General features: G+C 73.8%; 23 protein-coding genes. 10 read left to right on the forward strand and 13 right to left on the reverse strand.

Annotation, left to right across the window (positions count from 1 at the left end; genetic code table 11):
• Positions 1-36: 36 nt before the first annotated feature.
• The 4 genes from JQX11_RS04730 to JQX11_RS04745 all read left to right on the forward strand — a co-directional run bounded on the left by JQX11_RS04730 (position 37) and on the right by JQX11_RS04745 (position 4,402).
• Positions 37-1,044, forward strand: coding sequence for an NAD(P)H-dependent glycerol-3-phosphate dehydrogenase (locus JQX11_RS04730; RefSeq protein WP_204923771.1), 1,008 nt, complete (start codon positions 37-39; stop codon positions 1,042-1,044).
• Positions 1,041-2,204 carry a cystathionine gamma-lyase gene (locus JQX11_RS04735; RefSeq protein WP_204923772.1) on the forward strand — a complete coding sequence of 388 codons (1,164 nt, stop codon included), beginning with the start codon at positions 1,041-1,043 and terminating at the stop codon, positions 2,202-2,204. The genes JQX11_RS04730 and JQX11_RS04735 overlap by 4 nt, the downstream gene beginning before the upstream one ends.
• A gap of 157 nt (positions 2,205-2,361) precedes the next feature.
• Entirely contained in the window at positions 2,362-3,153 is a 792-nt protein-coding gene (locus JQX11_RS04740; RefSeq protein ID WP_204923773.1) for a putative protein N(5)-glutamine methyltransferase, read from the forward strand.
• Between the two features lie 178 nt (positions 3,154-3,331).
• Entirely contained in the window at positions 3,332-4,402 is a 1,071-nt protein-coding gene (locus tag JQX11_RS04745) for an ROK family protein (RefSeq protein ID WP_204923774.1), read from the forward strand.
• Positions 4,403-4,467: 65 nt separating this feature from the next.
• On the opposite strand, the gene JQX11_RS04750 is transcribed toward JQX11_RS04745, so the two are convergent.
• Together JQX11_RS04750 and JQX11_RS04755 are read right to left on the reverse strand one after the other, a co-directional pair.
• Positions 4,468-4,668: a DUF397 domain-containing protein gene (locus JQX11_RS04750; RefSeq protein ID WP_204923775.1), complete on the reverse strand. Its 201-nt coding sequence runs from the start codon at positions 4,666-4,668 to the stop codon at positions 4,468-4,470.
• A gap of 7 nt (positions 4,669-4,675) precedes the next feature.
• A complete protein-coding gene (locus tag JQX11_RS04755; protein WP_088646065.1) occupies positions 4,676-5,521 on the reverse strand; it encodes a helix-turn-helix domain-containing protein in 846 nt (281 codons plus the stop codon).
• Between the two features lie 253 nt (positions 5,522-5,774).
• On the opposite strand from JQX11_RS04755, the gene JQX11_RS04760 reads away from it, so the two are divergent.
• The gene (locus JQX11_RS04760) at positions 5,775-6,005 is read left to right on the forward strand and encodes a hypothetical protein (protein ID WP_204924133.1); all 231 of its coding nucleotides are present in this window, start codon (positions 5,775-5,777) and stop codon (positions 6,003-6,005) included.
• 150 nt (positions 6,006-6,155) lie between these two features.
• Positions 6,156-7,250: a D-alanine--D-alanine ligase family protein gene (locus tag JQX11_RS04765; RefSeq protein WP_204923776.1), complete on the forward strand. Its 1,095-nt coding sequence runs from the start codon at positions 6,156-6,158 to the stop codon at positions 7,248-7,250.
• A gap of 141 nt (positions 7,251-7,391) precedes the next feature.
• On the opposite strand, the gene JQX11_RS04770 is transcribed toward JQX11_RS04765, so the two are convergent.
• Positions 7,392-8,261 carry an alpha/beta fold hydrolase gene (locus JQX11_RS04770; RefSeq protein ID WP_204923777.1) on the reverse strand — a complete coding sequence of 290 codons (870 nt, stop codon included), beginning with the start codon at positions 8,259-8,261 and terminating at the stop codon, positions 7,392-7,394.
• A 40-nt stretch (positions 8,262-8,301) separates the two neighbouring features.
• On the reverse strand, positions 8,302-8,886 hold the full coding sequence (locus JQX11_RS04775; RefSeq protein ID WP_307826063.1) for a TetR/AcrR family transcriptional regulator: 585 nt from the start codon (positions 8,884-8,886) through the stop codon (positions 8,302-8,304).
• A gap of 67 nt (positions 8,887-8,953) precedes the next feature.
• Between JQX11_RS04775 and JQX11_RS04780 the strand changes: the two genes are divergently transcribed.
• Positions 8,954-9,856, forward strand: a complete 903-nt coding sequence (locus tag JQX11_RS04780) for an oxidoreductase (RefSeq protein ID WP_204923779.1) — start codon at positions 8,954-8,956, stop codon at positions 9,854-9,856.
• Between the two features lie 51 nt (positions 9,857-9,907).
• On the opposite strand, the gene JQX11_RS04785 is transcribed toward JQX11_RS04780, so the two are convergent.
• Positions 9,908-11,317 carry an alpha/beta fold hydrolase gene (locus JQX11_RS04785; RefSeq protein WP_204923780.1) on the reverse strand — a complete coding sequence of 470 codons (1,410 nt, stop codon included), beginning with the start codon at positions 11,315-11,317 and terminating at the stop codon, positions 9,908-9,910.
• A 236-nt stretch (positions 11,318-11,553) separates the two neighbouring features.
• Here JQX11_RS04785 and JQX11_RS04790 point away from each other — a divergent pair, with 236 nt between their 5' ends.
• Positions 11,554-11,769, forward strand: coding sequence for a hypothetical protein (locus tag JQX11_RS04790; RefSeq protein WP_204923781.1), 216 nt, complete (start codon positions 11,554-11,556; stop codon positions 11,767-11,769).
• Positions 11,770-11,933: 164 nt separating this feature from the next.
• On the opposite strand, the gene JQX11_RS04795 is transcribed toward JQX11_RS04790, so the two are convergent.
• Entirely contained in the window at positions 11,934-12,779 is an 846-nt protein-coding gene (locus JQX11_RS04795) for an LLM class flavin-dependent oxidoreductase (protein WP_232377245.1), read from the reverse strand.
• A 57-nt stretch (positions 12,780-12,836) separates the two neighbouring features.
• Positions 12,837-13,856 carry an aldo/keto reductase gene (locus JQX11_RS04800; protein WP_204923783.1) on the reverse strand — a complete coding sequence of 340 codons (1,020 nt, stop codon included), beginning with the start codon at positions 13,854-13,856 and terminating at the stop codon, positions 12,837-12,839.
• 202 nt (positions 13,857-14,058) lie between these two features.
• On the opposite strand from JQX11_RS04800, the gene JQX11_RS04805 reads away from it, so the two are divergent.
• Complete coding sequence (locus JQX11_RS04805) at positions 14,059-14,655, forward strand: TetR/AcrR family transcriptional regulator (protein ID WP_204923784.1); 597 nt, start codon at positions 14,059-14,061, stop codon at positions 14,653-14,655.
• Between the two features lie 30 nt (positions 14,656-14,685).
• Here JQX11_RS04805 and JQX11_RS04810 read toward each other — a convergent pair whose 3' ends face one another.
• On the reverse strand, positions 14,686-15,708 hold the full coding sequence (locus tag JQX11_RS04810) for a glycoside hydrolase family 113 protein (protein ID WP_204923785.1): 1,023 nt from the start codon (positions 15,706-15,708) through the stop codon (positions 14,686-14,688).
• Between the two features lie 106 nt (positions 15,709-15,814).
• On the opposite strand from JQX11_RS04810, the gene JQX11_RS04815 reads away from it, so the two are divergent.
• The gene (locus JQX11_RS04815) at positions 15,815-16,441 is read left to right on the forward strand and encodes a TetR/AcrR family transcriptional regulator (RefSeq protein WP_307826064.1); all 627 of its coding nucleotides are present in this window, start codon (positions 15,815-15,817) and stop codon (positions 16,439-16,441) included.
• Between the two features lie 147 nt (positions 16,442-16,588).
• Here the strand turns inward: JQX11_RS04815 and JQX11_RS04820 are convergent, their stop codons facing one another.
• The 5 genes from JQX11_RS04820 to JQX11_RS04840 are packed head-to-tail and all read right to left on the reverse strand — an operon-like array spanning position 16,589 to position 21,365.
• Positions 16,589-17,281: a putative glycoside hydrolase gene (locus JQX11_RS04820; RefSeq protein WP_232377246.1), complete on the reverse strand. Its 693-nt coding sequence runs from the start codon at positions 17,279-17,281 to the stop codon at positions 16,589-16,591.
• On the reverse strand, positions 17,281-18,246 hold the full coding sequence (locus tag JQX11_RS04825) for an NAD-dependent epimerase/dehydratase family protein (RefSeq protein WP_204923787.1): 966 nt from the start codon (positions 18,244-18,246) through the stop codon (positions 17,281-17,283). The genes JQX11_RS04820 and JQX11_RS04825 overlap by 1 nt, the downstream gene beginning before the upstream one ends.
• Positions 18,243-19,619, reverse strand: a complete 1,377-nt coding sequence (locus JQX11_RS04830; RefSeq protein WP_232377247.1) for a nucleotide sugar dehydrogenase — start codon at positions 19,617-19,619, stop codon at positions 18,243-18,245. Before JQX11_RS04830 ends, JQX11_RS04825 begins: the two co-directional genes overlap by 4 nt.
• A 52-nt stretch (positions 19,620-19,671) precedes the next feature.
• Positions 19,672-20,565 carry an NAD-dependent epimerase/dehydratase family protein gene (locus JQX11_RS04835; protein WP_204923788.1) on the reverse strand — a complete coding sequence of 298 codons (894 nt, stop codon included), beginning with the start codon at positions 20,563-20,565 and terminating at the stop codon, positions 19,672-19,674.
• The gene (locus tag JQX11_RS04840) at positions 20,562-21,365 is read right to left on the reverse strand and encodes a nucleotidyltransferase family protein (RefSeq protein WP_307826093.1); all 804 of its coding nucleotides are present in this window, start codon (positions 21,363-21,365) and stop codon (positions 20,562-20,564) included. Before JQX11_RS04840 ends, JQX11_RS04835 begins: the two co-directional genes overlap by 4 nt.
• Positions 21,366-21,368 lie beyond the last annotated feature (3 nt).

Here is a 21,368-nt window from a genome sequence, read left to right on the forward strand (position 1 = left end):
GTGGATCGACCGGTGCGACGCAGGGGCAGGGGTGGCGTGAGCGGGCACGTGGCGGTGCTGGGGGCCGGTTCCTGGGGGACGGCGTTCGCCAAGATCCTCGCCGACGCCGGTCGGGAGGTGACCATCCTCGCCCGGCGGGAGCAGGTCGTCGAGGCGATCCGCACCCACCGACGTAACCCCGACTACCTGCCGGAGCTGCGGCTGCCCGACCGGGTCACCGCGACCGGCGACGCGGCCAAGGCGATCTCCGGTGCGGAACTGGTGGTGCTGTCGGTGCCGTCGCAGACGCTGCGCGGCAACCTCGCCGAGTGGGCCGGCCACCTCGCCCCGGACGCCACCCTCGTCTCCCTGATGAAGGGGATCGAGCTGGGCACCACCCGGCGGATGAGCGAGGTGATCGTGGAGACCGCCCGGGTCACCCCGGACCGGGTGGTGGTGGTCTCCGGCCCCAACCTGGCCCCCGAGATCGCCGTCGAACAGCCGGCCGCGACGGTGGTCGCCGGCACCGACGCCCGCCGCACCGAGCTGGTGCAGCAGTCGATCCGCACCCCGTACTTCCGGCCGTACACCAACGACGACGTGATCGGCTGCGAGCTGGGCGGAGCGGTCAAGAACGTGATCGCGCTGTCGTACGGGATCGCCACCGCGATGGGATTCGGCGACAACACCCGGGCCATGCTGATGACCCGGGGGCTGGCCGAGACCGCCCGGCTGGGGGTGGCGCTCGGCGCCGACCCGATCACCTTCGCCGGTCTGGCCGGGATGGGTGACCTGGTGGCCTCCTGCTCGTCGCCGCTGGCCCGCAACCGCACCTTCGGCGAGCACCTGGGGCGGGGGGAGACGCTGGAGCAGGCGCAGGCGGCCACCCGGCAGACCGCCGAGGGGGTCAAGAGCTGCCTGGCCATCCGGGACCTGGCCCGCGCGCACGGGGTGGAGATGCCGATCACCGAACAGATCGAGCGGATCTGCCACGAGGGGATGGACCCGAGACTCGCGGTGGACACCCTGATGAGCCGTACCGCCAAGCCGGAGTCGTACGAGTGAGCGGCCCGCCGACCGGGCCGGGTGACCCGGCGACGCACTGGCACGACGGCACCCGGTGCGTGCACGCCGGGCTGCCCGAGCCGGAGCCGGGGCAGCCGTTCCTGCCCGGCCCGGTCTTCGCCGCGCCGTACCACCTCGACCCGTGGCAGGGGCCGGCGGCGACACCGAACGGCTACGGCCGGCCGGACAATCCGACCCGGCGGCTGCTGGAGGCGGCCATCGGCGAGCTGGAGGGCGGCGACTGCCGGGTGTTCGCCTCCGGGCAGGCCGCCATCACCGGGCTGCTGCTGGCCGTGCTGCGCCCCGGCGACACCGTGCTGCTGCCCGCCGACGGCTACTTCCCGGTCCGGGCGTTCGCCACCGCCACCCTCGCCGGGATGGGGGTACGGGTCGGCTTCGTGCCCACCGCCGGGCCGTACCCGTCGTTCGACGACGTACGGCTGGTGCTGCTGGAGACCCCGGCGAACCCGGGCCTGGACGTGGCCGACATCGCCGCCGTGGCCGACGCGGCGCACGCGGCCGGCGCGCTGGTGGCGGTGGACAACACCACCGCCACCCCGCTGGGGCAGCGCCCGTTGGACCTCGGCGCGGACCTGGTGGTCGCCTCCGGCACGAAGGCGTTGACCGGCCACTCCGATCTGCTGCTCGGCTACGTGGCGGCCCGGTCGGCGGAGCTGCTGGAGACGGTGACCGGGTGGCGCACCACCACCGGCGCGGTGCCCGGGGCGTTCGACGCCTGGCTGGCCCACCGCTCGCTGGCCACCCTGGACCTGCGGCTGGCCCGGCAGTCCGCCAACGCGGCGGCGCTGGTCGAGCTGCTCGCCGGCCGGCCCGACGTGACCGGGCTGCGCTGGCCGGGCCGTCCGGAGGACCCGGCGTACCCGGTGGCGTCGCGGCAGCTGCGCCGGATGCCGGGAGTACTCTCGTTCGACCTCGGCGACGCCGACCGGGTGGCCCGATTCGTCGCCGGGTCCCGGCTGGTCGCCGCCGCGACCTCGTTCGGTGGCCTGCACACCAGCGCCGACCGGCGGGCGCAGTGGGGCGACGACACCGCCCCCGGGTTCGTCCGGCTCTCCTGCGGGGTGGAGGACACCGCCGACCTGGTCGCCGACGTGACCGCCGCACTGGACGACGCGGGGGCGGCCGGTCCGCTATCGTGATGCCGGCCCACCCGGGCCCCGACCGGAGGAGGTGAGTCCGATCCACCAGACGTCAGGACCGGCGCTCCCCGTCGAGTCCCGTCGCTGCGGCAACGGAGTCCCGTCGCCGCGGTAGCGACGGTGGGAGCGCCGACGTGCGCTCCCGAAAGGCATCACCATGGCATCCGATCCGTTTCCCCACGACCCCGCCGCCCTCGTCGCCCGGCTGCGTGCCGCCGGCTGCGTCTACGCCGAGGACGAGGCCGCGCTGCTCACCGCCGCCGCCGACTCGCCGCAGGCGCTCACCGCCCTCACCGACCGGCGGATCGCCGGTGAACCGTTGGAACACCTGCTCGGCTGGGCCGAGTTCTGCGGCCGTCGGGTCGCCGTCGACCCGGGGGTGTTCGTCCCCCGGGCCCGGACCGCGCTGCTGGTGGAGGCCGCCGCGTCGGTCGCCGGGCCGGCCCCGGCGCTGGTCGACCTGTGCTGCGGGTCGGGGGCGATCAGCGTGGCGCTCGTCGACCGGCTCGCCCCGCGCTGGCTCGCCGCCGTCGACGTCGACCCGGCCGCCGTGGCCTGCGCCCGCCGCAACCTGGCCGGCCGGGAGGTCACCGTCGTGCGGGGCGACCTGTACGACCCGCTGCCGGCGCACTGGCGGGGCCGGCTGGACGTGGTGGTCGCCAATGCTCCCTACGTGCCGACCCCGGCGGTGGCGCTGATGCCGGCGGAGGCCCGGCTGCACGAGGCGGCGGTGGCGTTGGACGGGGGCGTCGACGGGCTGGCCGTGCTGCGCCGGGTCGCCGCCGGTGCGGTCGACTGGCTGCGGCCCGGCGGGCACCTGGTGGTGGAGGTCAGCGCCGGGCAGGCAGAGGCGCTCTGTGCGGCGATGACCGGCCTGGGGCTGCTGCCGAGGGTCCTGCACGCCGACCGGTGGGACGCGACAGGAGTCCTGGCCCGCCGGCCGGAGTGAGCCGCCGAGCCGGCCCCGTGTCGCCGAGCGGGTCCCGTGTCGTCGGCGCGGGGCCGGTGGTCCCGGCGCGGGGCCGGTCGCCGGCCGGGCGGGTGCCGGGCGGGATTGCCGCACGTGGGGCGTGACGGGCGGTGGGAACGGGAACTAACCTCGCAGCAGGCCCGGTCGGAGGTGGCGGATGGTCAGCGTGGACGTGCCGGTGGTGGTCGGCCTCGACAACGGTGGCACCAGCAACAACGCCACGGTGCTGAGTCTGGACGGCCGGTTCCTGGTCGACGGGCTGGTGGAGACCCCCAGCGAGGTGACCGCCGGCCCGCAGGCGGCCATCGAGGCGCTGGCCGGCGCGTTCGACGGGGTGCTGGTCCACGCCGGGGTGCCCCGGGGGCTGGTCCGGGCGGTCGGGTTGGACACCCCGGGCCCGGCCAGCGCGACGGGCGTCATCTCGTCGCGGGGCTCGACGAACTTCGCCCAGCCGGCCTGGCACGGCTTCGACGTGCGCGGCGCGCTGGAGCGCCGGCTCGGACTGCCGGTGATCTACCACAACGACGGCAACGCCGCCGCGCTCTACGCCCACCACGTCCACTTCGGAGCCGACGCGGCGACCCGGTCGTCGGTGGCGGCGATCGTCGGCACCGGTCTCGGCGGCGCGGTGGTGGTCGACGGCCGGGTGGTCACCGGGGCGGCCGGGATGGCGGGCGAGTTCGGTCACGTGCACATCCCGCTGGCCGGGCTGCTCGCCCCCGACCAGCCCGAACCGCGCTGCGCCTGCGGCTTCACCGGGGACGCGGAGAGCGTCGCCTCGCTGACCGCGATCCGGCGCAACCTGTTGCCGTACTGGCTGTCCCGGTATCCGGGGCACCCGCTGGCGCAGGAGCCGCCCGAGCGGGCCGCCACCCTGTTGCGCGGGTACGCCGAGCGGGGCGACGCGCTGGCCCGGGAGGTCTTCGCCCAGCAGGCGGCGGCGCTCGGCCGGCTGTTCACCATCGCGGCCAACTTCACCGATCCGCACGCGTACTTCGTCGGCGGCGGGGTGGTCGAGGCGGCACCGGAGTTCCGGGACTGGTTCCTCGACGCCGTCCGCGCGCACACCGTGCTGCGGGAGGAGCAGGCCGCGCTGGCGACGTTCGCGCTGGTGCCGGACCGGGACATGGCCGGCGCGCGGGGGGTGGCCATCGCCGCCGCCGAGGCGGTCCGCCCCGCCGGGACCCCACCCGCCGCGACCCCACCCGCCGACGTCCCGGTCGACTGACCCGCCGACGCGCCCGGCCCCGCCCCGTACCCCGTCACGACGGGTGCGGGGCGGGGCCGGGGTGGTCAGCGGCGCGGCGGGGCGGTGGCGAAGGCGGACCAGGCGGTGGGAGGGAAGAGCAGCACCGGGCCGCCCGGGTCCTTGGAGTCGCGGATCGCGACCCGGCCCGGTAGCGACGCCAGCTCGACGCAGGCCCCCTCGTCCCCGCTGTGGCTGCTCTTGCGCCAGGCGGCCCCGGACAGGGCCCCGCCGATCGTGGGTGTCATCGGTCTCCTACCGTCCCTTCATCAGTTGCACGAGTTGGTCGCGGCTGTCGGCCGGGCTGAGCGCGACGGTCCGCAGGTGTTCCATGATCTTGGTGCAGGTACGCAGGTCACCCGGCCGGTCCAGGACCATCTGACCGGCGACGGTCTCCACCGAGGCGATCAGCGGGTCCTCCGGGTCGGCGAACTCCAGGATGTGCAGCGAGCCCCGGGTGCCCCGGTGGTAGCCGGCGGCGAGCGGGATCACCTGGACGGTGACGTTCGGCAGCTCCGAGGTCTTGAGCAGGTGGCTGAGCTGCGCCTGCATCACCGTCCGGTCGCCCACCGGGCGCAGCAGCGCGCCCTCGTCGATGATCGCGTCGAAGATCGGCGGTTCGGCGGCGGTGATCCGCTGTTGCCGGTCCAGCCGGAGCTTGACCCGCTGCTCGACCTGCTCGTCGGTGAGGGTGTGCGGCCCGCCCCGCATCACGCCCCGGATGTAGTCGGCGGTCTGGAGCAGACCCGGGACGATTGACGGTTCGAAGTTGGCGATCGCGGTGGCCTCGGCCTCCAGCGCGATGAAGTCGATGGTGCGTTTGTCGAGCAGGTGTGAGTAGGGCACCCACCAGCCGGGCTTGCGGGTGTCCTTGGCGAGCTGGACCGCCGCGGCGATCTCGTCGGGCCGGACCCCGTAGAGGCTGAGCAGCGCGCGGACGGTGGCCGGGCTGACCAGCGTCTGCGCGTTCTCGTAGCGGCTGAGCGTGCTGCGGGTGCTGTTGATCTCGTCGGCGGCGGCTTCCAGGGTGAGGCCGGCCGCCTCCCGGTGGGCGCGCAGGGCGATGCCGAGGCGGCGAGCACGGGCGGTCTTCGGTGCCATGCATCGATGGTGACACAGGTCTATGGGAAGACGTACATGAGAGAAGAGGCGATGAGAGTTGCATTCACGCCTGTGCACCTGTCAATCTGTAACGGAGTCCTCACCAACGGTTGTCGTGGCGACGGCGATGGTGAGTGACCGGAGGGGATGAGGCGCGTGGCGATCGGGTTTACTCCCCCGTTCCCGATCGCCACGTGCCGCCGCCGCATGCGTCGAGAAAGGACTTCCAACAGTGAGAGGTCTGGTGACGGCGATGACGCGCTTCCTGGTGGTGCTCAGCGACGTCCGGCCGGTGGAGACGTCCACCCGCGACGAGCGGGCCCGGCCCGAGCGTCGGCGGCAGGTGGTCGGCGCCAGCAGCCGGGAGGCCGCCGACCGGATAGCCGGGGCGTTCATGGCCCTGGGCATGGTCCGGGCCGGGCGGCAGCGGGTGAAGGTGATCGCGGTCGGGCGAGGGCGTGGCCACCACCCCCACCGGCCCTGATCGTCACGTAACGTATCGGGCCGGATGACCGTTTGCGAGGGTCGCTCGCTTCCTGCCGGGTATCACCATCGGTCCGCCGCAACCCACAGTAAGGTCAGTCGGGTGAGCGCAACTGACGGCTCCGCAGTCGCGTACCGAGAGGTGACCCGAGTGACCACCCCAGGCAAGACCCGCGTGGCGATCGTGTTCGGCGGACGCAGCCCCGAGCACGGCATCTCCTGCGTCAGCGCGGGCAGCGTGCTCGGCGCGCTCGACCCCGACGAGTACGACGTGGTGCCGGTCGGCATCACCCGGCAGGGCCAGTGGGTGCTGACCAGCGGGGACCCGGGCGAGCTGGCGATCCGGGCGCGCCGGCTCCCGGAGGTCACCGCCGGGGCCGGGGCCGAGGTGGTGCTGCGGACCGACCCCACCGCCGGCGGTCTGCTGGTGCTCGACCCGACCGAGGGCCCCCGCGCGCTCGCCGACGTGGACGTGGTCTTCCCGGTGCTGCACGGCGCGTACGGCGAGGACGGCACCATCCAGGGCATGCTGGAGATGGCCGACATCCCGTACGTCGGCGCGAACGTCTTCGCCTCCGCCGCCGCGATGGACAAGGAGTTCACCAAGAAGCTCTGCGCCGCCGAGGGCATCCCGGTCGGCCCGTACGCGGTGCTGCGCAACGGGATGACCCTCAGCGAGGCCGACAAGCAGCGGCTGGGCCTGCCGGTCTTCGTGAAGCCGTCCCGGGCCGGGTCGTCGTTCGGCATCACCCGGGTCGACGACTGGGCGCGGCTCGACGACGCGGTCGCCGTCGCCCGGGAGATCGACACCAAGGTGCTCGTCGAGGCCGCGGTCGTCGGCCGGGAGATCGAGTGTGGCGTGCTGGAGGGCGAGGCCGGCGGGGCGCCCGAGGCGTCCGTGCTGGCCGAGGTCCGGATGGTCGGCGACCGCGAGTGGTACGACTTCGAGGCCAAGTACCTCTTCGCCGACGAGGTCTGCGAGTACGACGTCCCCGCCGTCCTGCCCGACCGGGTCACCCACCAGGTCCAGGAGTACGCCACCCGCGCCTTCACCGCGCTGGACTGCTCCGGCCTGGCCCGGGTCGACTTCTTCGTCACCCCCGACCTGGACGTCTACCTCAACGAGATCAACACGATGCCCGGGTTCACCCCGACGTCGATGTTCCCCCGGATGTGGGCGGCCAGCGGCCTGGAGTACCCCAAGCTGGTCAACCGGCTGATCCGCACGGCGCTGCACCGGTACTGACCACCTGCGCCCCGGATGATCGACTCATCGGAGCTGATGTGGCGGTATCCCGACCAGGGGATACCGCTCCTGCGCCGTTGTTCACCGGGCCCCCGCTGACCGCTGTTTCGGCTCACCGGCCGGGGCGTCGCCGTCGGTCGGTCAGGGGGTGGCCAGCACCTCACGGAGCTTCGCGGCGAACTCCCGGGGCTTGCCGGCGTAGCCGGCGTGACCGCCGAGGAAACCGCCGTGGTGGCTGGGGAACACGGTGGCCTCCTGGCCGAGCAGGTGGGCGGTGCCGACGGCGGTCCGGGCGGTGTACGTCCCGGCCGACTCCTCGCCGACCGCGATGACGATCCGGGTCGGTGCGGCGGTGAGTGCCGCCGCGTCGGGGCGGTAGTCGGTGACCGGCCACGAGTTCTTCGACAGCAGCGGATCGTCACGGCTCCCGTCGTCGTCGGTCGGCAGGCCGAACGTCGCCGGATCGGGCTCGGGCCGGGCGAAGTAGGCGTCGGTGAACTCGCCCTGCCACGACGTCATCGCGATGAACGCGGCCATCCCCGCGCCGGTGCCCCTCGCCTGGTACGCCTCGTGGAAGGCGGCCCGCGCGCGCTCGGCGGCGGCGGCGTCGGGCAGCACGGCGTTGACGGGCGGCTCGTGCGCCACCAGCGTGACGACGTCGTTGGGGTGGGCCGCGACCAGGGCGAGGGCGGTCACCGCCCCGCCGCTGCTGGCGAACATGTCGACCGGACCGGCGTCGAGCGCCCCGATCAGGTGGTGCAGGTCGTCGGCCTGCTGCTGGGGCGTGTGGTCGGACCGGCCGTCGGTGCGGACGCTGCGACCCAGGCCGCGCGGGTCGTAGGTGACGACCGTGCGGTCGGCGAACTGGGCGGCGAGCGCGTCGAAGCCGTCGGCCGTCATCGGCTGGCCGATCATGACGAGGGCGGGACGCCCGTCCGCCGGGGGGAGCGGGCCGCGAACGTCGTAGACCAGTTCCACTCCCGGCAGGGTGAGCGTGTGCGTCCTCGGCATGACGCCGAGCCTACGACCGCCCCCCGACATCGTCCGGCGATCACCGGGGGCGGGACCCCCGGAGGAACTGGTCGACCGCCGTGCGGGTGATCCCGTCGAGCAGCCCGGGTGCGACCAGATTGCCGTTGACCAGCGTGGCGATGCCCTGCAACGTGGCGAACAGCACGATGCCGGCGCGGTCCGGGGAGCCGGGTTCCAGCACCCCCCGGGCCTGCCCCTCGACGATCAGGTCGTGCATCAGCCCGAACGGTCCGGCGGCGGCCGCGACGAGGTGCTCCGCCCCCTCGCGGTGCTTGCCGGTGAACATCAGCTCCAGCAGGGCGGCATCCTCGGTGGCGAACCGCAGGTAGGCGGCGGCCATGGCGTGCAGGCGTGACCCGAAGTCCGTACCCGCGGCGGCGAGCGCGGTGCGCAGCTCGGCGTGCAGCCGGGCGAACCCGGCCTCGGCGAGGGCGTCCAGCAGCGCCTGCCGGTCGGCGAAGTGCCGGCGCGGCGCGGCGTGGCTGACGCCCGCCTCCCGGGCCAGTTCGCGCAGCGAGAGCTGGCCCGCGCCGTGTTGGCGCAGACTGCGCTCGGCGGCGGCGAGCAGCGTCGACCGCAGGTTTCCGTGGTGGTACGCGGGCACGGGGGTCATGGTAGCCGGAAAAATGTCGCCGTTGCCGACATTGTTGTCGCCGTATACATTGTTTCCCATGACAACATTCACGACCGCCCAGATCCCCGCCCAGACCGGCCGTACCGTCATCGTGACCGGCGCGAACAGCGGCATCGGCCGGGTCGCCGCCACGGCGCTCGCCGCCCGGGGTGCCCGGGTCGTGCTCGCCGTCCGCGACCCCGCCAAGGGCGCCGCCGCCGCCGCGGGCATGACCGGCGACGTCGAGGTACGCCGGCTCGACCTGGCCGACCTCGCCTCCGTCCGCGCGTTCGCCGAGGGCTGGACCGGGCCGATCGACCTGCTGGTCAACAACGCCGGCGTGATGATCCCGCCGCCGACCCGTACCGCCGACGGGTTCGAGCTCCAGTTCGGCACCAACCACCTCGGGCACTTCGCGCTCACCAACCTGCTGCTGCCACAGATCCGGGGGCGGGTGGTCACCGTCGCCTCCGGCGCGCACCGGGCCGGGAAGATCGACTTCGCCGACCTGAACTGGGAGCGCCGCCCCTACCGGGCGTTCCCCGCGTACGCCCAGTCGAAGCTGGCGAACCTGCTGTTCACCGCCGAACTGCACCGCCGGCTCACCGAGGCCGGCTCGCCGGTGCTGGCGACCGCCGCCCATCCCGGTCTGGCCGCCACCAACCTGCTCGGGCACCTCGACGGCGACCGCTCCTGGTGGAACCGGCTCCAGACGGCCCTGGTCAACCGGCTCGCGCAGAGCGACGCCGACGGTGCGTCGCCCACCCTCTACGCGGCGGTCGCCGACATTCCGGGCGGCAGCTACGCCGGGCCGGACGGCCTTTTCGAGGGGCGTGGCGCGCCGAAGCTCGTCGGCCGCTCCAGGAACGCCCGCGACGGTGCCGTCGCCCGTCGGTTGTGGACGGTTTCCGAGGAGCTGACCGGCGTCACCTTCCCCCTGACCGCCCAGCCCGTCCGGTAGGTGACCGCCGACGGCGCGGGCCGGACCCCGGTGGGTCGCTGACGGAACGGTTCACCCTGCGGGGCAGCGGGCGTCGGCAGCGGGCAGGGTCAGGTCGACGAGGTACCTGTCGACCACGGCGACGGTGCACGCGTTGCGCAGGTAGGTGCCGTGGCCCGAGCCCTCGTAGGTGACCAGGCGTCCGTGCCGGCCCAGCTGTCGGGCGACGTTGGTGGCCCAGGCGTAGCCGGTGCGGGGATCGTGCCGGGCGTTGAGCAGCAGCAACGGCGTGCGGGTGCGCACCCGTAGCTCGTGCGGTGGATTCCGGACCGGGGACTGCCAGCCCAGACAGGTGTGCACGGCCAGCAGGCCGGCGCCGTAGCGGACGTCCGGTGCGACCGCCCTGGCTGCCCGGAGCAGGGCCGCGTACTCGTGGTGGTCGCGGACGGTGGCCGGCCAGTCCGCGCAGAAGACCGCCACGGCCACCGGGAGTTTCACCTCGGGCGGCGGCATGCCGGCGGCCATGTCCCGAATGGCCTCGGCAAGCTGTGGGAAGCGGGGGCCGGCGAGCATCCCGAGGGCCACGGCGGTGACGTCGAAGGCGGTGCGCGGGGCGTACCCGTCGTTGTCGGCGCGAGCCAGCACCGCGGCCCAGACTGCCCGGACGTCCCGGCCGTGCAGCACGCACCCGGGTGAGCTGTCGCACCAGGTCACGAATTCGTCGAAGGCGTCCTGGAGCGCCGCCGCCTGGGTACGGACGAAGGACCGCACGTCCAGGCTGTGGTCGAACACGCCCTCCAGCACCACGGCCCGTACCCGGTCGGGATACCGTTCGGCGTACTGCTGGCCCAGCAGCGTGCCGTACGAGCTGCCGTGGAAGGTCAACCGCCGCTCACCCAGCGCACGCCGCAGCGCCTCCAGGTCGTGCACCGTGCTGAGCGTGTCGGCGTGCCCGAACACCGGGCTGGTCGGGCGACACCGGTTCCACAGCGCCCGGTTGTAGGCCACCGTGGCGTCGAAGTCGGCCTGGCCGGTCAGCACGACGGGTGGCCTGCGCAGCTCCGGGTCGGGCGTGCAGACCGGGGCGGCGCTGCGGGCCACCGTACGCGGATCGAAGCTGACCAGGTCGAAGCGGTCCAGCAGCTCGTCGCTGAACCGGTCCCCCCGGCGGATGCGTTCCACCCCCGAGTCCCCGGGGCCGCCCGGCCCGAACACCAGCGTGCCCACCCGCTGCTCCGCCACCCGGGCGGCCCGACGGGCCACGACGAGGGTGAACGTGGGGCCGTCCGGTCTGGCCCAGTCCACCGGCAGGCGCAGCGGGGCGCACCGCACGCGCGGGTCGGGTGGCACGTCGGGCAGGTCGTCGGGACAGTCACCCCAGCTCAGGCCCGGCGGTGGCCCGGGACGCGCCTGGGCGACCGCCGGGAGACCGGCGAGGACGGTGAGCAGGGCGACGACGACGGTCACGGTACGACGGAACACGGCGGACCTCCCAGATTGTGGCTACCCGTCCACCCTGGCCCCCGGCCCACCCGAGCCGTATGCGGAGGAACCCGGATCTCGTCCCTGAGGTTGCGCTCCGACCACCGCGACGGGGTGACGGGCTCGTCGGTGATCCAGCGGTGGACTCCTCTCCGAGGAGTCGACCGCACGGTAGCCGGCCCGGGCGGTCCGCTCTTGGTCGTTTGTGGACGGTGCGAGCGGGGAACAGGGTTGGTATGGCGAACGGACAGACGAAGACCGTCGGTGGTCTGCTGCTGCGGGTTCTCGGTGTGCTGCTGGTCGTGGTGGGCGTGCTGGGTGCGCTGGCCTCGCTGACCCAGGGCAACGTCGTCGGGATGGTCCTGGGTGTCGTCCTCGTCGCCGGGGGCGCGGTGCTGCTCAAGCGCTCCGGACGGGCCGGCCGGTCGGGAGCGGTGCCGTCGACCCGGTGACCGCGCGGCGACGTCAGACGATCGACGCGAACGACCCGGCCCTGTCTGCGTGAGCCGACGTCGTTCCGGCCTGGACGTGCCCGGGCCACCTCCGGATGGCCGGTGCTGGACGGACGCCCGGGTCGGCTGAGCCGGATGCGCAGGAACCGGAGACCTCGTCCCGGCTACACCGACGGGGTGATGAGTTCGTCGGTGATCCAGCGGGCGACGCCGACGGGATAGGGCGGCGTCAACCCCAGGATCACGTGCCCGAACCCGGCGGCGGTCGCCGCGCCGATCGCGGCCCGGGTCTCCGCCGGCCGGTCGTAGGAGACCGGCAGGTGGATCGAGCGGGTGATCGAGGCGGGATCGCGGCCGATCTCGACGCAGTAGCGGTCCAGCAGCGCGCTGCGGGCGGCCACCTCCCCGATGTCCCCACCGCCGGGGACGTTCCACACGTCGGCGTGCTCGGCGACGACCCGCAGCAGGGCCGACGAGCGTCCGCCGATGACGATCGGCGGGTACGGCCGCTGCACCGGCTTCGGATTACCGTAGGCCCCGGTCAACTGCACGTGCTCGCCGTGGAAGTCGAACGGCGCGTCCTCGGTCCACAGCCGCCTGATGACCGTGCACGCCTCGGCGAGGCTCTGCACCGAGTGGCTGAAGTCGTGGTAGGGCAGGCCGTGGGCGGTGTACTCGCGGCGGGCCGCCGGATGACCGGGGCGGGAGCCGGCGCCGATGCCGAAGTCGAGCCGTCCGCCGGAGACGATGTCGACGGTCGTGGCGATCTTGGCGAGCATCGCCGGGGGACGGAACCGGTTGCTGGTGACGAGCAGGCCGAGGCGCAGCCGGCGGGTCTGGGCGGCGAGGGCGGAGAGCAGCGTCCAGCCCTCGTACGCCGGCCCGTCGGGGTCGCCGCCGATCGGCATCAGGTGGTCGAAGAGCCAGGCGTGCGCGATCTCGGGGATGTCGTCCGCCTCGCGCCAGACCCGCAGCACGTCGTGGTAGTGGACCTGCATCGGTGCGGTCATGATCCCGATGCGGAGGGGGGTGGGGTGCGGCATGTGCCGTCCTTCCTGATCCGGCGCTCAGCGGCGGCGCAGCGCCGGGTCGAGCAGGGCCGGCGGGGTGTCGTGCTTCTCGCCGGGGGCGAGGTCGACGCCGGGGGCGACGATCGCGTCGATGGCGTCGAGCACGTCGGCGGTGAGCACGGTGTCGGCGGCGGCGAGTTGGCTGCGCAGGTGCTCCGGCGTACGCGGGCCGATGATCGCGCTGGTCACGGCGGGGTGCGCGGTGACGAAGCCGAGCGCGAGCTGGATCAGGGTGAGCCCGGCCTCCTCGGCGACCTTGGTCAGCTGCTCGACCGCGTCGAGCCGGGCCCGGTTGCCGGCGATGGTGAGGTCGAAGCGCTCGGGCAGGACGTCGGCGCGGTGGGTGGTGATCTCCTGGCCCGCCCGGACCGCGCCCGACAGCCACCCGGAGGCCAGCGGGCTCCAGGCGAGCACGCCCATGCCGTACTGCGCGGTGACGGGCAGGACGTGGGTCTCGATGCCGCGTTGCAGGATCGAGTAGCTGGGCTGTTCGGTGACGTACCGGCCCAGGTGGTGTTCCCGGGCGGCCCACTCGGCCTGCACGAGCCGGTACGCGGGGAACGTCGAGCAGCCGAAGTAGCGGATCTTGCCGGCCCGCTGGAGGTCGGTGAGCGCGGACAGCGTCTCCTCGTCGCTGGTCGTCGGGTCCCAGCGGTGGATCTGGTAGAGGTCGATGTGGTCGACGCCGAGCCGGCGAAGGCTGCCGTCGAGCGCGGTGTGCAGCCAGCGGCGGGAGGTGCCCCGGTGGTTGCGTTCGTCGCCCATCGGCATGGCCGCCTTGGTGGCCAGCACGATGTCGTCGCGGCGGCCGGCGATGGCCCGGCCGACCAGTTCCTCCGACTCGCCCTGGCTGTAGCGGTCGGCGGTGTCGATCAGGTTGATCCCGCCCTCCAGGGCGGCGTCAATGATCGCGGTGGCCTCGGCCTGGCCGGTGCGGCCGATGGCACCGAAGTTCATCGCGCCGAGTACGAGGGTGCTGACCTGCACGCCGGTGCGGCCGAGGGTGCGGTACTGCATGACTGTTCCTCCACGGGGTGACAGGGTGACGGTCCGGGGCCCGGCGCGTGCGGACGCGCCGTGGGCTGATTGGGGAGGGGACGGGGCGCGGCTGGCCGTCGGCCGTCCGGCTCTGGCATCATGGTGCAAGTGGAACCGTGTTCCGCTCTGAACTATACGGAACGCTGTTCCGTTTGCCAAGGGTGCCCGGAGGTGACGACGCATGGCCGACGGCGGACCGGGGTCGCCCACCCCACCCGGACGCGCCGACGCGCCCCGGAAGCGGGCCGACGCCCGGCGCAACGAGGCGACCCTGCTCGAGGCGGCCGCCGCGGCCTTCCTCGCCGCCGGTGTCGACGTGCCGGTACGTGACATCGCCGCGCGGGCCGGCGTCGGCGTCGGCACCATCTACCGCCACTTCCCGACCCGGGCCGACCTGATCGTCGGCGTCTACCGGCACCAGGTGCAGGCGTGCGCCGAGGCCGCGCCGGCCCTGCTCGTCGACTGCCACTCGCCGCACGCCGCCCTGACCGCCTGGATCGACCAGTTCGTCGACTTCCTGGTCACCAAGCACGGCCTCGCCGGGGCGATGAACTCGGACGCCGCCGCCTTCGAGGCGCTGCACGGGTACTTCCTCGACCACCTCGTCCCCGCCTGCGCCCGCCTGCTCGACGCCGCCGCCGCGGCCGGCGAGATCCGCCCCGGCACCGATCCCCGGGAACTGCTGTTCGCCGTCGGCAACCTCTGCGCCGGCCGCGCCCCCTACTACGACGCCCGCCGGATGGTCGGGCTTCTCGTCGCGGGGCTGCGGCTGCGCTGAGGGGCGACGCCGTCCGCCCGGCCGGGCGGATCAGCGCGCGTAGTGCGCGGCGACCGCGGCGAACGCGGCCTTCGGTTCCCAGGGCAGGCCGGGGTACGTCGTACCGGTGCGCCCGTCGAGCACCTTGACGATCCCGGGGCTGGCGAGGTCGAGGTCGTCGCGCGGGTCGCCGTCCGGCCGGTGCGGGAGGCTGGGCAGCGCGAACAGGTGGACGAAGGCGCTGTCGACCCCCTCGCTGTCGAAGATGTCGAGCAGTTCTCCCAGGTAGGCGGCCTGGCCCTGCTCGTCGCGCTCGTACGCTCCGTTCAGCCGGTGGGGCCTGCCGTCCGGGCCGTACTCGATGATCTCCATGCTGCGCGGCGCGACGTCGCCCGCGCCGCGCCAGGTCGCGGTGCCGAAGCCGGTGACGGCGACCGGCTTGGGCTGGTCGACGAGCCGGCGTACGCCGTCGCGGAACTGGTCGGCGACCTCGGCGGAGCGGATCAGCTCGACGGTCACCACGTCGAACAGGTCCCAGTCGACGCCCTCGAACGGGATCGCGGCGTAGGTGACCCTCCCGTGGAAGCGTTCGCGGACCGCCGCCACGGTGGCGCGCAGGAACGCATCGAGGCGGGTGCGGACCCCGGCGATGCGCCCGGCCCGGCCGTCCGGGTCGGTGAACAGGTGGTCGAGGCGGTCCGCGAGGCGGTCCCCCTCGATGAACCCGCGGTTCATGATGCTCAGCTCGGCACCGGCGACGAAGACGATCTCGGCCCCCGCCGCGCGGAGCCGCTCGGCCCGCTCGGCGCAGTCGAGGAACAGGGCGCGGATCAGGTCCGGTTCCAGCTCCAGGGGGTACGGCGAGAACCACACCTCCAGCCCCAGCCCGGCGGCGGTCCGGGCGGCGGACTCCAGCCGCCCGGGATCGCCGCCGACCAGGTGGACGGCGGTGCAGTGCAGGTCGTCCCGGATGATGGCCAGCTCCCGCCGGACCACCTCGGGGTCCCAGTGCGGCACCGAGCTGACGCCGTCGGTGACGAAGCCGGTGTCGTAGGCCATGCCCTTGGCGCGCATGTCGGTCCCTTTCGGTCGTGGTGCTCCCGGTTTCCGGAGGGACCGTAGCATATTTTTGCGTGCACGCAATTTTGCGTGCACGTATCGTGTGTGCGACAGTGGCACCGTGACCGGTCCATCGACGCTGCGGGAACGCAAGAAGCGGGCCACCCGGGAGGCCCTGCAGGCGGCAGCGCTGCGCCTCGCGCTGGAACGGGGGCCGGACAACGTCCGCGTCGAGGAGATCGCCCAGGCGGCAGGCGTATCGACCCGGACCTACAACAACTACTTCCCGAGCCGGGAGCAGGCCATCGTCGCCGGGGTCGCCGCCGACCGCGCGGCCGGCGTCGCGGCGGCGGTGCTCGCCCGGCCACCGGGGGTCGGCCTCGCCGACGCGGTCGTCGACGCCGTCGTGGGCCTGTACGCCGACCCCGGCGACCAGCCGCCCGCCGCGCTGCTGATGATCGCCGCCAGCCCCACGCTGCGCGCCTGCTACGTCGAGGCCGTCACCACGTTCGAGGAACCCCTGGCCGGGGCGGTCACCACCCGCTGTCCCGGCGTCGGACCGCTGGCCGCCCAGGTGCTCGCCGCCGCGGTCGGCGCGGCCGCCCGGCTGGCGCTGCGGCAGTGGCTGCACGGCACGGGCGAGGTGCCGTCGATGGCCGGGTTCGTGGTGCCGTCCGCGCCGCTGCCGGACCTCGTCCGGGCCGCGCTGCTGCCGCTGGCCCCGGCGCTCGACGCCGCCGCGGCCTGACCCACCCGACCGGCTCCACCGGAACCCCGCCCCCGCCGGGCGGGTGCCGCACGCGCGTGGTGCCGACGCGCGGTCCGGTCCCGGACCGGCGGGGGCGGGGGTACCGGGCGGGGCGGGACCGCAGCGGTCCCGCCCCGGGTGAGGCGGTCAGGTACGCGACAGGGCGCGGTCGCTGACCGAGGACTGGAGCCCGAACTGCCGGGCCCGGCGCTCGGCGAAATCGGTCAGGCCCTGACTGTCGGCATAGTCGAGGCTGTACAGGTCCAGCTCCAGCTGGAGCAACTGCTCGGCGATCTGGGCGTGGAACTCCAGCACGTCGGGCGGCCACGGCGCGTAGCCATGGTCGGTCCACCGGGCCGAGAACGACTCGAAGACGATCCCGTCGACGATCTCGGCCAGCCGGGGCAGCATGCCGAAGCCCCGGTTCGCCAGCAGGTACGCCGGCTCCGCCTCCTCCCGGATCGCGGCGACCAGGGTCAGCAGGTGCGGCACGTCCTCCGGGAAGGTCAGCTCGACGTTGAGCGTGTCCAGGAACAGCCCGGCGAAGCCCTGCGCGATCGCCTGCTTCGCCTGCCCCACCACGTGCGACACCCACCCGGGATGGTCGACGTGGACGAACGCGCCACCCCAGTCCGGGTTGCGTTCCTGCCGCTGCCAGGGCGCGGGCGGCCCCTGGTCCTCCGACAGCGACAGGTAGCCGAGGGTCTGCACGTCCTGCGCCGCGAGGTAGCGCAGCTCGGCCGGACGGTAGAAGTCCGGTTGCAGCACCACCCGTACGTAGCGGGTCAGTTCGGGCAGGCGGCCGTCGCCGTAGTAGAAGCAGATGGGGCGTCGGCTCATCACGTCCACCCGTGTTCCCGGTACCAGGCGAACGTGCTGCGGACCCCCTCCTCCAGGCTGACGCCCGGCTCGTAGCCGGTCAGCTCACGCAGCCGGGACAGGTCCGGGCAGCGGCGGGCGACCGATCCCGGCGGCGCGTTCCCGGGGGCGATGGCGGGGCTGACCCCGGCCACCCGCAGGACCAGCTTGGCCAGGTCGCCGATGTTGGTCTCCTCGCGGTCGTTGCCGATGTGCACGATCTGCCCGGCGGCGGACGGTGCCGCCATCAGCCGCACCATCGCCTCGACCGCGTCGTCGACGTGGCAGAACGCCCGGAACTGGTCGGCCCCCGGGACGGGGAACGGGTCGGCCCCACGCAGGGCGCGCAGCGACATCTCCGGGATGACGTGGTCGGCGCCCATCCGGGGGCCGTACACGTTGTGGAACCGGCCCACCACGGTCTCGAACCCCCGGGCCCGCGCCGTGTGCAGGAAGGCGGCCTCGCCGAGCAGCTTGCTGGCCGCGTACGCGAACCGGGGCGCGGCGATGTCGGAGATCATCGGCGGCACGGTCTCGTCCGTCGGCACCGGCACCACCCCGGCGGTCACGCCCCCGGCGTAGACCTCGCTGGTGGAGGCGAAGAAGACCCGCTCGCCCGGGGCCACCCAGTCGAGCAGGTGCAGCGCCGACAGGGTGTTGACCCGGATCACCCGGGCCGGGTCCTGCTCCACGTTGCGCACGCCGACGACGGCGGCGAGCAGGTAGATCTGGTCCCAACCGGTCGGCAGCGCCGCCCAGGTGGCCGGGTCGGTCAGATCGCCGGAGACCACCTGCACGGCCGGGTCGGCGCGCAGCCGGTCGAGGTCGGCGTCGTCGCGGCCCCGGGAGAAGTCGTCCACGATCGTCACCCGGTGCCCGTCGGCGACGAGCCGGCGGGCCAGGTGCAGGCCGATGAAGCCGGCCCCGCCGAGCAGCAGCGCCCTCATGCCGACACCGCCGCGGTGTTCGACGCGCCCGCTCCGGCGGCGACGGTCGCCGCGTCCGCGCGGGCCGCCTCGGCGGGGGCCGGCGGCAGGTAGCCGAGCCCGGCGTAGCGGACCCCGGCGGCCAGCACCGCGTCCGCGTCGAGCACCCGCCACGAGTCGTAGACGAACGCCGGTGGCGTCGCGCCGAGCACCTCGGGCACCCGCAACGCCCGGTAGTCCGGGTGGTCGTTGATGATCAGGACGGCGTCCGCCTCGGTGAACGCCTTGTCCAGGCTGACCGGTTCGCCGCCGTACTGGCGGATCACGTCGTCGGTGACCATCGGGTCGTGACCGAGGACGGTGACCCCGGCGGCGGAGAACACCCGCATCATCGGCTCGATCGGCGTGCCGCGCATGTCGTCGGTCGCCGGCCAACCCTTGTACGCCCACCCGAGCACCGCCAGCCGGGCGCCGAGGCTGCGCCCGCGCGCCTCGACGAGCATCCGCACCACCGTCTCGCCGACGTGGATCGGCAGGTACTCGTTGAGCTGGCGGGCCTTGCCGACGAGGAACGGCCGGCGGTCACCCGCACTGTCGATCATGATGTACGGGTCCTTGGAGAGGCAGCCGCCGCCCACGTACCCGGGCTTGGCGAGATCGGGGCGCGGATAGTCGACGTTGGCCGCCCGGATCACCTCCAGCGGGTCGAGACCGTGCCGCTCGGCGACCAGCGCGATCTCGTTGCCGAACGCGTAGATCAGGTCGGTGTGGCAGTTGTTGGACAGCTTCACCAACTCGGCGGCCTCCAGGCTGGAGACCGGGACGATGGTGCGGACCAGTCCGTTGAAGAAGTCGGTCGCGGCGACCAGGCTGTCGTCGTCCAGACCACCGATCACCTGCGGCAGCTCCACCAGTTCCCGCAGCGCCTGCCCCTGGATGGTGCGCTCCGGGGCCATCACCAGCTTCACCCGCTCACCCCAGGCGGCCTGGAGCTCCGGCAGCACCACCCGACGGCTGGTGCCCACCGGCACCGTGCTGCGGACCACCACCAGCGTGTCCGGCCGGCAGCTCGCCGCCACCACCCGGGCGGCGGCGGCCAGGTTCGCCAGGTTGGGCCGGTGGGTCATGTTGTCCACCGGCGTCGACACGCTGATCACCGCCACGTCGACGGTGTCCTTGGGCAGGTCGGCGGCGACGTGGATGCGGGTGCCGAGGTGGGCGGCGAAGACGTCCTCGATGCCCGGCTCGAAGATGTGCGGCCGGCCGTGCGACAGCGCGTCCAGCACCGCCGGTGACACGTCGGCGCCGTACACCGTGAAGCCCTTGTCGGCGAGGGCGGCGGTGAGGGTGAGCCCCACGTAGCCCAGGCCCACGACCCCGATCTTCATGCTCATCTGCTGTCCTCTCGTGTGCGGGTGTGTCGTGAAGGGGGAGCGGTCCGCCGGCTCACCGCGCGTCGCCGACGGCCCAGATGTCCTTGATCGAGGTGGCCAGGTCACGCACCGGTGACCAGCCCAGCCCGGCGGCCCGGCCGATGTCGGCCTGGATCCAGTCGACCGCCTGCGAGCGCTGCGGCCCGGCACCTGCCTCGCGGACCCGGCCCCGGTAACCCGCCGCGTCGGCCAGCAGGGCGACCGCCTCCCGGGCGGTGACGGCCCGGCCGCTGCCGGCGTTGACGACCCGGTGCCGCAGCGTCGGCGCGAGGACCGCCGCGACGACCAGCGCGGCCAGGTCCCGCACGTCGACGAAGTCCCGGTACGCCGACAGCGGCCCCAGGGTGATCTCGGTGGCCCCGTCGTCCAGGGCGGCCCGCAGCCGGGCCGCCGCCCGACCGAGCAGGTTCTCCTGTGACATGCCGGGGCCGATCGGGTTGAACACCCGCAGCGAGACCGCGTCGACCTCGCCGGCCTCCCCGGCGAGCTGGAACAGCCGGGTGCCGGCCAGGTGGCTGACGCCGTACGCGCTGACCGGCCGGGCGGGGGAGTCCTCGGTGACCGGGACCCGGTCCGGCACCGGCCCGTACTCGCCTGCCGAACCGAGCCGGAGCAGCCGGGCCCGTGGTGCCGCGGCGGCGGTCGCCTCCAGCAGTTTCGCCGCGACGAGCGTGTTCGCCGTGACCAGTTGCCCGGCGGAGCCGGTGAGCGCGCCCACGCAGTTGACCACCGCGTCCGGGGCGACCTCCCGCAGCAGCCCGGCCAGCGCGTCCGGCGTGCCGTCGAGCAGGTCGTGGGTCGTCCGCCCCGGGCAGACCACCTCGGTCACCCGGGGGTCCGCCGTCAGCGCGTCACGGACGTGCCCCCCGATGAACCCGGACGCCCCGAACAGCAGCACCCGGGTCACGTCAGCTCCCCGGCGCCCACCACGCCCGTCAGGTCGGCGGCCAGCGGTTCGCCGACGGCCCCCACCGGCTCGCCGACGCCCGCCTCCGCCGGGGTGGCCCCGGCCGGCAACAGGATCGGCTTGAGCTGGTGGAACGACCGGTTCGCCTCGTCGTAGTCCTCCGGCCGCCCGATGTCCAGCCAGAACCCGTCGAACGGGTACGTCATCGGCGGGTCACCGCCGGCGAGCAGGTCCAGCACGAGCTGGTCGAAGCCGAGGGACAACCCGGCCGGGTAGGGCTCCAGGGTCCGCCGCGACATCCCGTACACGCCCATGCTGACCGGGTAGCGCAGCGCCGGCTTCTCCCGGAACCCGACGACCCGGCCGGCGTCCACGTCGAGCACGCCGAAGTCGATCCGGTGCACCCGTTCGGAGGTCGCCAGGGTCAGGCCCGCCCCGGAGAGCTGGTGGCTGCGCAGCAGGTCGCCGTAGTCCAGGTCGGTGAGGACGTCCCCGTTCATCACCAGGAACTCCTCGGGCAGCCGGTCCTTGAGGCCGAACAGCGGGCCGACCGTGGACAGCGGCCGGTCCTCCTCGATGTAGTCGATGGCCAGCCCCCACCGGTTGCCGTCGCCCACGAACGCCCGGATCAGCGGGCCGAGATGGTTGATCGCCAGGGTCACCGAGGTGAACCCGCGCGAGGCGAGCTGGTCGAGCACGATCTGCAGGATCGAGTGGCTGTCCCCGATCGGCATCAGGGGCTTCGGCAGCGTCGTCGTGTACGGCCGTAGCCGTACCCCTTTGCCACCGGCAAGGATCACCGC

The organism is Micromonospora humida (genome assembly GCF_016901255.1).
GTDB lineage: Bacteria > Actinomycetota > Actinomycetes > Mycobacteriales > Micromonosporaceae > Micromonospora > Micromonospora wenchangensis.